We start from the raw sequence: 11,813 nt of genomic DNA on the forward strand, positions 1-11,813 counted from the left end.
GACTATCTTTGTGAGCACCTGGCAACTTATTCGCGGCCTGGCTCTGAGCGAGTCCGGCTTTGTTTTCCTGCCGAGCACCGGCGAGACTTTTACGGTCAATGAGCCGGGGCGCACGGTGATTCTGGGTCTGCAGGACCATAAGACAGTGGCGGAAATTATCGGCAGCATGGCGGAAGGGTACGACGCGGACGCGTTGACGATTCAGCGCGACGTCGAGGACTTTTTGGGCCAGCTCCGGCAATACCAACTGATGACCGAGGAAGCGTGAACATTGCCGTTACCGGCTTAAATGCCACCGACAATCCCGGGCCGGGAATTCCCGTGATCCGCAGCCTGCGCGAAGCGGACGGCTGCGCCGGCCGCATCATTGGCCTGGCATATGATACTCTGGATCCGGGTCTGTTCATGAATGACATCGTGGATCACGGCTATCTTGTGCCGTATCCCTCCAGCGGTTTGGACCCGGTGTTCGACCGGATCAAGGCGATCCATGAGCGCGAGCATCTGGATGTGATCGTGCCGACGCTGGATACGGAAATGTATCTGTACTACAAGCTGGCAGACCGGCTGCGCGAGATGGGAATTCACACGTTCCTGCCGTCGACGGAGATGCTGAATCTGCGCGGCAAGGATACTCTGGCGGCCTTCTGCACGGAGAATGACATTCTGGCGCCGAAGACGATGATTATCCGTTCGATGCAGGATCTGCATGCGATTCCGCAGCGGCTGGGCTATCCGGTATTCATCAAGGGAATTTTTTACGGCGCGACCAAGGCCTCGACCTTTGAGGAGGCGCTGACATCCTTCGACAAGTGCCGCCAGCAATGGGGTCTGCCGATTATCGCGCAGGAAGCATTGCAGGGGCCGGAGTTCAACGTGGCCGCGCTGGGAGACGGCAAGGGCGAAACCGTGGGCGCGGTGGCGATGCGCAAGACCTATATTACGGACAAGGGCAAGGGGTGGGCGGGAGTCTCCATTTACGATGAGGCTTTGCTGGAGCTGACCCGCACGGTGATCCGCAAGCTGCAATGGGCCGGCGGATTGGAACTGGAGTTCGTGAAGGATAAGCGCAACGGCGAGTATTATCTGCTGGAGATCAATCCGCGTTTTCCGGCGTGGATTTATCTGGCGACGGCGGCGGGGCAGAACCTTCCGGCGGCGTGCGTGGATCTGGCACTGGGCAAGCCTGTTGCCGTGCAGCGCGAGTATGAGGTAGGGAAGCTTTTTGTAAGGTGCTCCTGGGACCTGATATCGGATATGAAGTACTTCGAACAGTTGACGACTGAAGGAGACGCGTAAATGGCCGCAGTGAAGAAACGCTATGAGCGACCGACGATCATCAAGCAGTACTCCGGGATGATGAACAAGATCGGCGGCCGGGCATACGGCGCACCGGTGAGCGAGATCGAAGGCGTGCCCGTGAGCGAGCTTGTCGAGCGCTTCGGCTCTCCGCTGTTTGTGATGTCCGAACGGCTGATCCGCTTCAATCAGAAACGCGCCCACCGGATTTTCCGCACGCGCTATCCCAAGGTGCAATTTGCCTGGTCCTACAAGACCAACTACCTCGACGCGGTATGCAAGGTGATCCACGGGGAAGGCTCCTGGGCGGAGGTGGTGTCGGAATTCGAATATGACAAGGCGCGGCGACTGGGCGTCCCCGGTTCGCAGATTCTGTTCAACGGCCCTCACAAGAGCACCGGCGCGCTGACCAAGGCCATCGACGAAGGGGCTTACATTCACATAGACCACCATGACGAGCTGTATGACCTGATCGAGTTGACGGAGAAGATCGGCAAGACGGCGAACGTGGCGGTGCGGGTGAATATGGATACGGGCATTTATCCGATGTGGGACCGCTTTGGACTCAACTATGAGAACGGCGAAGCATGGCAGGTGATCTCGCGGATTATGCAGGCGCCAACGCTGCGGCTGGCGGGATTGCACACGCACATCGGCACGTACATTATGGCGTCCGAGCCGTACCGGATCGCGGCGTCCAAGCTGGCGTGGCTGGCGAAAAACCTGCGGGAGCAGTATCATCACACGCTGGACTATATTGATATGGGCGGCGGGTTTGCTTCGCACAATACGCTGATCAGCCAGTACCTTCCCGCCGAGGGAGTGGTGCCGACGCTGGAGCAGTTTGCCGACGCGATTGCTTCGGGACTGGCCGACTATGCGCCGCCGCCACCCGAGCAGCCGACGCTGTTTTTGGAAACGGGCCGCGCGCTGATCGACGACGCCGGATTTCTGGTTACCACGGTACTGGCCAACAAGCGTCTGTCCGATGGACGGCGGGCGGCGATTATCGATGCGGGCGTGAATATTCTGTTCACCAGTTTCTGGTACAAACACACGGTATCGCCGGAGAAGGATCACGGCGCGGTGTATGAGGATACGGCGCTGTACGGGCCGCTGTGTATGAACATCGACATGGTGCGCGAACAGGTGACGCTGCCGCCGCTGCAAAAGGGGGACAAGCTGGTGCTGCACCGCGTGGGAGCGTATGACGTGACGCAGTGGATGCAGTTTATTACCTTGCGTCCGAACGTGGTGATGGTGATGGAGAACGGGTCGGTGGAGGTGATCCGCCGCGCGGAAACTCTTGAAGACCTGGTGAGCAAAGAGCAGATTCCGGAATCGCTGAGGACGGCCTGAGCCATGTTTGCCGCGGACTCCAAGGGCAGACGGTTTGCCGATTCGGTTCTGTTCAGTTATGCGCAGCTTCTGTTCTCGAACCGCAGATGGTTCGGCGCGGTGCTGCTGGCGGCCACCTTCTTCCATCCGCCGAGCGGCATGCTGGCATTGGCCGGAGTGTGCCTGTCCAATGCCGTAGCGTACCTGCTGAAATATGATCCGGCGCGGATCCGCAGCGGGTTTTATGGCTTTAATGGAATCCTGCTGGGCGCGGCGTACGGGTATTATTTGAATCTAACGCCGTTTCTGCTGGCGATCTTCCCGATCTTTATTCTGATCTCGTTTGTAGTGGCGGCGGCACTGGAGAACTATCTGGCAACGGCGTTCAACCTGCCGGGGCTCAGTCTGCCGTTTGTGCTGACGCTGTTCATTGTCACCATCTTCCTTTGGAATTATGACGCCGCGATATTTCGCACGTCGCCCTTAGAGCAGTTTGCCGGCGCGGGCGCGCTGCCGGCGCAGGTGCGCGTCTACTTTCATTCGCTGTCGCTGATCCTGTTTCAATCCCATCTGTTGGCGGGAATGCTGGTTGCTCTGGGGCTGCTGCTGTTCTCGCGGGTGATGTTCGTGCTGTCGGTGGTGGGATTTGCGGCCTGTGCCCTGTTTGTGCAGTTGCTGCTGCCGGAACATACCGAATCCTTTGCCGTGCTGGCGGGGTTGAATGCGATTTTGACCGCGATTGCCTTGGGCGGCGCGCTGATTATTCCGTCGCGGAAATCGCTGGCGCTGGCGGTGCTGGCGGTGCTGATGGTGGTGGTGTTCACCGGCGTGTTTGTGCGCATCACCAATCCGGTACATTTGCCGGTGATGGTGCTGTCTTTCAACCTGGTGGTGCTGGGGACGCTGTACAGTCTGAAGTTCCGCAGCCATTCCAGCGGGTTGGTGCTGCTGTATTTCCTGCCGGGATCACCCGAAGAGAATTACTACTACCATTCGACGGTGCGGGCGCGGTTTCATGCTCTGAAATATTTTTTGCCGGATCTGCCGTTTTCCGGCGCGTGGACGGTGTCGCAAGGCTACGACGGTCCGCATACGCACCGCGGCGACTGGAAGCACGCCCTTGATTTTGTGGTGTGCGGCGAAGACGGAAAGACCTACCAGAACGGCGGCCACAAGCCGGAGGATTATCATTGTTACCGGCTGCCGGTGCTGGCGGCGGAGGCCGGGGAAGTGGTGGCGGTGGTGGATGGCATTCCCAATAACCGCATCGGCGAAGTGAATTTGCAGCGGAACTGGGGCAACACCATCGTGCTGAAGCATATGGAAGGGTTGTTCTCGGCGGTGTCGCACCTGGAGCCGGGATCGCTGCGGGTGTGCATCGGCCAGTGGGTGCCGCGAGGCGAAACGCTGGCCCTGTGCGGCAGCAGCGGACGCTCGCCGGAACCGCATTTGCATTTCCAGTTTCAGGCGACGGGCAAGGTGGGGGAGAAGACCTTGCCGTACCCCCTTGGGAGCATCCTCGAAGAGAAGGACGGGCAGTGCCGTCTGAAGGTTTCCGAGCCGCCGGCGGAGATGGCCGTGGTGCAGAACCTGATGACGCAGCGGAACCTGAAAGTTGCCTTTACGTTTCCCCTGGACAGCGTGCACCGCTTTCTGTGCCGGTTCGGGGCGGCAGGCGAGCCATTCGAAGAGACATGGGAAGTGAAGGTGGACGTTTACAATGTGCCGTATTTTGAGTCGTCCGCGGGCGCATGGCTGAACTTCTTTGCCAACGAGAAGATGTTTTACCTGACGGATTTCCGGGGGAACAGACGCTCGGCGCTGTACCATTTTTACTTGTGCGCGATGCAGATGCCGCTGGGGTATTATCCGCGCCTGACGTGGACGGACGTGCTGCCGCTGTCCAAGGTGCTGCATTCGGCGGTGAAGCCTATCTCGGAACTGTTGCTGCTGGCGGGGCCGCAGATTCGCGCGGAGGTGGAGTTCCACTTTGAAGAGCCGCAGGCGGGGAACGGCGGAACGCCGGGGATTGTCAGCGAATTACAGGTGCGGGGCAAGGGAGTGTTTGCCGCGTACCGCAAGGCATCGCGCGGGCGGCTGCATCTGTCGGCCAGCGGCGCGGTGAGTGGTTTTGAATATTCCGAAGGAGAGCGCCCCGTGTTTTCGGCAGAAAGGGTTGCGGAGAGCAGCCCCGCTGCGGTCACGGCGAGCGTGGATGCGCTATCGTCACTGAAGGCCTGAGAGCAAGGGCCTGTCTCTGAAATTTTACTATTGCGAAGGTACATTCGATGAAACCATTTCGTCTGGCAAGCGTGATCATACTTTTTGCGTTTCTGCTGCTGGCGGCGGGGCTGGTGCTGCACGCGCAGGATACCAAAGACAGCGTTGTCATCCCACATTATAATGCCTCGCTGGCGCAGGAAGCGAACGGCAAGTATGCCGACGCTTTAAAGGAGATGGAAGCGATTCCGACCAACGCACGGAGCGATTACGCCGTGGTGCTGAGGTTTGGCTGGCTGGAATATATGAATGCGAAGTATGATCTGGCGGAGAAATATTACCGGCAGGCGGTGGCCGCGGCGCCGAAGAGCGTGGAAGCGCTGCTGGGTCTGACGCTGCCGCTGGCGGCGGTTCAGGATTGGACGCAGGTGGAAGCAACCTATCATAAGGTGCTCGCCCTGGAGCCTGTCAACTATACGGCGCATTTGCGGCTGGGACAGATGTACATGAATCGCGGCGACAACAACGCGGCGGCGGCGCATTTTGCGAACGCGCTGGAGCATTATCCGGCGGCGTATGAGGCGGTGTTGTCATCGGGATGGAATGAATTCAGCCTTGGCAATAAGGACGCGGCGCGGCGGCTGTTCGAACGCGCGCTGATGATGAGTCCGGGAGATACCAGCGCGCTGCGCGGACTTTCGGGTCTTAAGTAAGATGACCAGAGCGTGTGCGGCGGTTATCCTGTTGGCGCTGACGTGCGGTGTTTCTTATGCCCGCACGTTTTCCGTTCGTCCCAGCGTGTTCGAAACACACGGCAGCTACACGGACCGGCGGACCTCGGAAGAGCACGCGGGGTATGTGACGGTGGCGATCCATGACCGGCATTACCTGACGGCGGGCTACAGCGATTTGACGGTGTCCCATCCCGACTGGTCCTATCATCAGAAGATGCCGGTGGGCGGAGTGCTGCTGAGCCACTGGCCGTGGCGGATGAAGGCGTACGCGGGGTACATGGCGGGGACGTTCTCCTCGGCGCGGTTTTCCGGGTACGCGGATCACGCCACGGTGGGAAGTGTGGAGGCGATGTTCTCGCGGCCACTTTACGAGCTGGGCCTTTCCTATGCGCGGTTTTCGGGCAAGGGGCAGAGTTATGCCGTTCTGCCGCCGGGGCAGTCTTCGAAACTGACTTCGGAGCAGATTACGGGGCGGCTTACGTGCGTGTTGGCTTCGCGGTGGAGCGCCACGGTGCGGCCCAATTTCACACACGTCGAAGACGGACGGACGCTGTATTCGCTGGCGGCTAAGGCGGTGTATGTGCCGCGTCGGCGCTGGACGTTTCAGGCGGGCGGGTTCATCGGCGAGCGCGCCTACTATTTCGACAATGATCTGCTGGTGATCTTCAACCAAAACGATACTCAGCGCGGGATGATCTTCGGCGAAGCGGAAACGCAGGTGTGGAAGAGCTTCTCGGTTACGGCGGAGTACATCTACACCCATTTCGATTACAGTCCTGTGGCCGGATTGCCCGGCGGGACCTATTCGATCCGTTATCTGGTGGCCGGTATCAAGAGCCGGATTCCGTGGTGAAATTCTATGAGTGAAGCGACCCTTGAAGAGAAATTTCTGACCAGCGTTTTTGGCAAGGCGGTGGGCGAGGACGTGTGCGCGGAAATTTTGCGACGGGCGGATAAGCAGACGTGGCCGGCCAACTCGATGGTGTTTCAGGAAGGGGACGCCGCGGTGGGGATGTTCTTTGTGGCCAGGGGGCTGATCAAGCTGGCGCGGATTACACCCGATGGGCGCGAGAGCGTGCTGAGCTTTGTGGAGCCTCCCGGGCTGTTTGCCGAGGCGGCGATATTCCTCGGGAAATACCCGGCGACGGCGATTGCCCTGGCGGACACGGAACTGCTGCTGCTGCGACGGCGGGATGTGATGGAGCTGATTGGCAAGCATGAGCCCTTTTTGAATTTCCTGTTTGGCGCGATGGCCAAGTGGTTGCAGCGGCTGGTTTCAAGAATCGATCAGTTGACCTTGAGCGATGGCACGGCGCGGGTCGCACGGTATCTGCTGGCCGAGCTTGACAAGCAGAAGCCGACACTGGATTTCAAAGTGCCGCGGGTGAATCTTGCCTCCAAGAAGGGAGACCTGGCGACGCTGCTCAACATGAACCAGCCGTCGCTTTCGCGAATCTTCCGCCGTTTGCAGGATGAAAAGGTGATTGACGTGCAGGGGCGGACGATCTATTTGAACGATCTGGGAGCGCTGAATAAGTTGACATTGCCACCGCTTGAATGAAGGATGAAGGCGGAAGGATGAAGGATGAAGAGAGGCCGAGATGGGGCCTCCTGATGGGGTGATAATTTGAAAGCACGGAGCACCGTGCTTTTTTATTTGCAGTAAATGTTAGTAGTTTAGTCTCTTTGTCGGATTATCCGGTTTTTTATCTTGTGGAAAGAACGGAGGGCTGGGCGGTGAGTAGATTGGGGTCATGCAAACCAAGACCCCGGTTCACAGCCGTATGTGACCGGAGGAACTAATCGGGCCATATCCGGTGACAAAGTCGTTGCCGGGATAGTCAAACATATAGCACAGAGAAGTAAGATGAACTTCAAAAAACTCTGGATAGCCTTTGCTGCGGTGACGGTGTTGTCATTTGCGGTGCTGGGCTTCTTCGGCGTGGAGATCTATCACGAGAAGCCGCCGATACCACAGAAGGTGGTAACCACGGACGGGCAGGTTCTGTTCAGCGGTCAGGATATTCTGGATGGACAGAATGTATGGCAGGGCATGGGCGGACAGGAGATGGGCTCGATCTGGGGACACGGGGCCTATTTGGCGCCGGACTGGTCCGCCGACTGGCTGCACCGCGAATTGGTAAAGATGCTGGATACCTATGGCGTGGCGCTGAACGGTTTGACCTACGATTTGCAATCGCCGGTGGTGCAGGCAACATTGCGTGAACAGTTAAGAGAAGAATACCGTAAGAATACTTACAACGCGCAGACGGGCGAACTGGTCCTGTCGCCGGAGCGCGCGGAAGCGATTAAGGAAGTTGGAGATCATTATGCCGGGCTGTTCGGCAATGATCCGGCCAAAGCGAGCTTACGGGACGCGTATTCCATTCCGGCGAACGTGATGAAGAGCGCCGAGAATCAGCGGTTGATGAACAGCTTTTTCTTCTGGACGGCGTGGTCCTGCGCGACGCAGCGGCCGGGAAAAGAGATTACCTATACCAACAATTGGCCCTCCGAGCCCTTGATAGGCAACCGTCCCACAAGTTCAGCGATTATCTGGTCGGTGATCAGTTTTGTGCTGCTGCTGGGCGGGATTGGCGCGTTGTCGTGGTATTTTGCGGTGCAGGACAGGAAAGGGCCGGAAGAGATTGCGGAGGCTCCGGCATCCGATCCTCTACTGGCTTTGAATCCAACGCCCTCGATGAAGGCGACTCTGAAATATTTCTGGGTGGTGATGGCGCTGGCGGTGGTGCAGATTCTGTTGGGGGCGATCACGGCGCACTACGGAGTGGAAGGGCAGGGTTTCTACGGGATTCCGCTGGCAAAATATCTGCCGTACACCGTGACACGCACGTGGCATTTGCAGCTTGGCATCTTCTGGATTGCCACGGCATGGCTGGCCACGGGGCTGTTTGTGGCGCCGGCGGTATCGGGGATGGAACCGAAATTCCAGCGGTTGGGCGTGAATGTTCTGTTTGTGGCGCTGCTGGTGATTGTGGTGGGCTCGTTGGTCGGGCAGTGGATTTCGGTGGTGAAGGGGATGGGCTTCCAGACGAGTTTCTGGTTCGGACATATGGGCTATGAATATGTGGACCTCGGACGGTTCTGGCAAATCTTCCTGTTCGCGGGGCTGTTTATCTGGCTGTTCCTGATGAACCGCGCGATGTATCCGGCCTTCAAGAAACCGACGGGCAACCGCCACTTGTTGATACTGTTCTTTATTGCTTCGGCGGCGATTGCGCTGTTCTATGGCGCGGCGCTGATGTGGGGACGGCAGACACATTTGTCGATGGCCGAATACTGGCGCTGGTGGGTGGTACACCTGTGGGTGGAAGGGTTCTTTGAAGTGTTTGCCACGGTGGTGATCGCCTTCCTGTTTACCCGCATGGGTCTGCTGAAGGAGAGCATTGCGGCAAGTGCGGTGCTGTTCTCGACGGTGATTTTTCTTGGCGGCGGAATTATCGGCACCTTCCATCACCTTTATTTCTCGGGGACGCCGACAGCGGTGCTGGCCCTGGGTGCAACGTTCAGCGCGCTTGAGGTGGTGCCACTGGTGCTGGTGGGATTTGAGGCCTATAAGAATCTGACTCTGAGCCGGATGAAGCCGTGGATTCAGGCGTACCGCTGGCCGATCTACTTTTTTGTGGCGGTGGCCTTCTGGAATCTGGTGGGCGCCGGACTGTTTGGCTTCCTGATCAATCCTCCCGTGGCGCTCTATTACATGCAGAGTTTGAACACCACTCCGGTGCACGGGCACACGGCGCTGTTCGGCGTGTACGGCATGCTGGGATTCGGGTTGATGCTGTTCTGCCTGCGTGGGCTGACGGTGCGCAAGGTGTGGAAGACCGGAGCATTGTCCTTTGCCTTCTGGTCAATCAATATTGGCCTGCTGCTGATGGTGACGATCAGCATATTGCCGCAGGGCTTGATGCAGACGTGGGCGAGTGTGGAACACGGCTTGTGGTATGCGCGCTCGGCGGAGTTTCTGCACACCGGATTAATGGACACGCTGCGCTGGCTGCGGGTGATCGGCGATACGATCTTTGCGGCGGGTGTGATTTCGCTGGGCTGGTTTGTGCTGGGGCTGAAGACGGGCTGGTCTCTGTCGAAAGAAGACAGTGTGCTGGAACCTATGGCCGAGAAGGCCAAACTGCGTTCGGGCGTGGCGTAGAACTCAACCGCAACATTTTATACAAACCGGAGGAATATCCATGCATACAATATTACGAGCGGCAGGCGGGCTCATGCTTGCGCTGGGCATCCTGGCGTTGCCGCAGATCAGTCGCGCGCATTGCGATACGATGAACGGGCCGGTTGTCACAACGGCGCAGATGGCGCTGGACAGAGGTGACGTAACGCCAGTGCTGAAATGGGTGAAGCCGGATGATGAGCCGGCGATCCGCGAGGCGTTCGCAAAGACGCTGGCGGTGCGCGGCAAAGGCAAGGAGGCCAAGGCTCTTGCCGATACGTATTTCTTCGAAACACTGGTGCGGCTGCATCGTGCGGGCGAAGGCGCACCGTACACCGGCCTCAAGAGCGGCGAACAGCCGGAAGGGATTATTACCGCCGCGGATCAAGCGCTGGAGCGGAAGTCCGCGGACGACCTGGTCAAAGATATCCGGGCGGCGATGGTGAAGGGGATCGAGCAGCGATTTGGCCGCGTGGTAGAGGCACGGAGGCACGCGGACGAAAGCATCGCGGCCGGGCGCGCCTTTGTAGACGCCTATGTGGACTACATCCACTATGTAGAACGGCTGCACAACGACATCACCGGTTCGGCGGGACACGGAAGCGATGAAGCGGACGCGGCGGAAACCCCACACACGTGCGGAGCGCACCAATGAAACCGACAGATATTCTGATACACGAGCACGAGATCATATTGAAGGTGCTGGACGCGGCGGAGCGGGAAGTGGCGTTCATGGACGAGACAGGAACGCTGCATGAGGAGACGATTGAGCGCATGGTGGACTTCATCCGCAACTTTGCCGACCGCTGTCACCACGCCAAGGAAGAGAAGAAGCTGTTCGTGTTTTTGGAGCAGCGCGGCCTGTCGGCACAGAGCGGCCCGGTGGCGGTGATGCTGCATGACCATGAGACCGGGCGGGAGTTTGTGCGCGGTGTGGCGGCGGGGCTGGAATTGTCCCGTACGGGCGACGGGGCGGCGGTAGCGATGGTGCGGAACAATCTGGCGGGATACATTAATCTGCTGCGGATGCACATCCACAAGGAGAACAACATTCTCTTTCCGATGGCGGCGCGGCTGATGAATCCGGAAGATGAAGCGCGGTTGCTGGCCGAATTCGAACAGGTGGAGGCCGAGGACATCGGTGAAGGCGTCCATGAAAAGTACCACCAGATGGCTCACGACTTGACGCGATAGGGAAACGCTTTCCTCCCTATGACACGGAAAACCAGGCTGAGAGGCCTGGTTTTTCTGTTGGGCTTGGGACTTGAATAGATGAACTTTGTATTGTATATTGGAGGAAGGAAGGGGAAGAACATTTTGCACAGGAGAGTCGCATGAAGTGGTCTCACGTAATTATCGGCACCGTGTTTGCCCTTAGCTGGCCCGTATTTATGACCTGGTGGCGGCGGAAGGAACGCGGACAGGTTGGAAAGCAGCCGACGTATGAGGAACTCAGAACGGAGCGGGATGTCCTGTTCTTTGATGCCGGCTTTCTTTCGTTTTGGGTTTTTCTGGCGGCTCCGTACATTGACTGGACCTACTTCGGCGAGTACACACGTGCTTATGTCAGCATCACTCTCATTGTCGTATTCGTGGTGAGTCGGCGGATTCTTCACTGGATGGACCGGCCGAGAGCCCATACATAGGAGTAAGACACCCCAAGGAGTTGGGTCCCTGGGGTGAATTGGTTGGTGTTGGAAAACCGGGCTGAGGAGTCCGGTTTTTGTTTTTGGGGGACGCCGCCGCGGAGTATCGCCTTCAATTGTCGAATACGGGCACGACATGGCCCTGCGGCCACCCCGAATTCAGAAAAGACGGGCACGACATGTCGTGCCCCTACGACAGAATCCGAACCTCGTTTGCGGGTGCCCTTAGACCATCATGACGATTGTTATGTAGGGGAGGGTTAAGGTCTGCCGCAACCCTCCCGTCTTAGCGATTGCAGGATGTTGCACGGGCGGGTTGCGCGTGTCACCTCTTCAGCGGTTGTTGCTTCTGTCTGCTTAACCCGCCCCTACACCGAATGACAAGAC

Annotated in this window: 11 protein-coding genes; all 11 read left to right on the forward strand. The window is 58.4% G+C overall.

The genetic code is table 11. From position 1 onward, the window contains the following. The first annotated feature begins 10 nt into the window (after positions 1-10). The 11 genes from VGL38_13490 (at position 11) to VGL38_13540 (ending at position 11,426) form a co-directional block, all read left to right on the forward strand. Complete coding sequence (locus VGL38_13490; GenBank protein ID HEY3296436.1) at positions 11-268, forward strand: PqqD family protein; 258 nt, start codon at positions 11-13, stop codon at positions 266-268. Further along, positions 265-1,299 (forward strand): ATP-grasp domain-containing protein, encoded by a 1,035-nt coding sequence (locus tag VGL38_13495; protein ID HEY3296437.1) that lies wholly within the window; start codon positions 265-267, stop codon positions 1,297-1,299. Before VGL38_13490 ends, VGL38_13495 begins: the two co-directional genes overlap by 4 nt. Further along, positions 1,300-2,658, forward strand: a complete 1,359-nt coding sequence (locus VGL38_13500) for an alanine racemase (protein ID HEY3296438.1) — start codon at positions 1,300-1,302, stop codon at positions 2,656-2,658. A 3-nt stretch (positions 2,659-2,661) separates the two neighbouring features. Continuing rightward, positions 2,662-4,878, forward strand: a complete 2,217-nt coding sequence (locus VGL38_13505; protein ID HEY3296439.1) for an urea transporter — start codon at positions 2,662-2,664, stop codon at positions 4,876-4,878. Between the two features lie 47 nt (positions 4,879-4,925). Beyond that, complete coding sequence (locus VGL38_13510; protein ID HEY3296440.1) at positions 4,926-5,570, forward strand: tetratricopeptide repeat protein; 645 nt, start codon at positions 4,926-4,928, stop codon at positions 5,568-5,570. Between the two features lies 1 nt (position 5,571). Then, positions 5,572-6,444 (forward strand): hypothetical protein, encoded by an 873-nt coding sequence (locus VGL38_13515; GenBank protein ID HEY3296441.1) that lies wholly within the window; start codon positions 5,572-5,574, stop codon positions 6,442-6,444. Between the two features lie 6 nt (positions 6,445-6,450). After that, positions 6,451-7,152, forward strand: coding sequence for a Crp/Fnr family transcriptional regulator (locus VGL38_13520; protein HEY3296442.1), 702 nt, complete (start codon positions 6,451-6,453; stop codon positions 7,150-7,152). Between the two features lie 306 nt (positions 7,153-7,458). Then, positions 7,459-9,762, forward strand: coding sequence for a nitric-oxide reductase large subunit (locus VGL38_13525; protein HEY3296443.1), 2,304 nt, complete (start codon positions 7,459-7,461; stop codon positions 9,760-9,762). A 40-nt stretch (positions 9,763-9,802) separates the two neighbouring features. After that, positions 9,803-10,435 (forward strand): DUF6448 family protein, encoded by a 633-nt coding sequence (locus VGL38_13530; protein HEY3296444.1) that lies wholly within the window; start codon positions 9,803-9,805, stop codon positions 10,433-10,435. Then, positions 10,432-10,974, forward strand: coding sequence for a hemerythrin domain-containing protein (locus VGL38_13535; GenBank protein HEY3296445.1), 543 nt, complete (start codon positions 10,432-10,434; stop codon positions 10,972-10,974). The genes VGL38_13530 and VGL38_13535 overlap by 4 nt, the downstream gene beginning before the upstream one ends. A 140-nt stretch (positions 10,975-11,114) precedes the next feature. Next, entirely contained in the window at positions 11,115-11,426 is a 312-nt protein-coding gene (locus VGL38_13540) for a hypothetical protein (protein HEY3296446.1), read from the forward strand. Positions 11,427-11,813: the final 387 nt, after the last annotated feature.

The organism is bacterium, from assembly GCA_036504735.1.
In the GTDB taxonomy this organism is placed as follows: domain Bacteria; phylum Electryoneota; class RPQS01; order RPQS01; family RPQS01; genus DASXUQ01.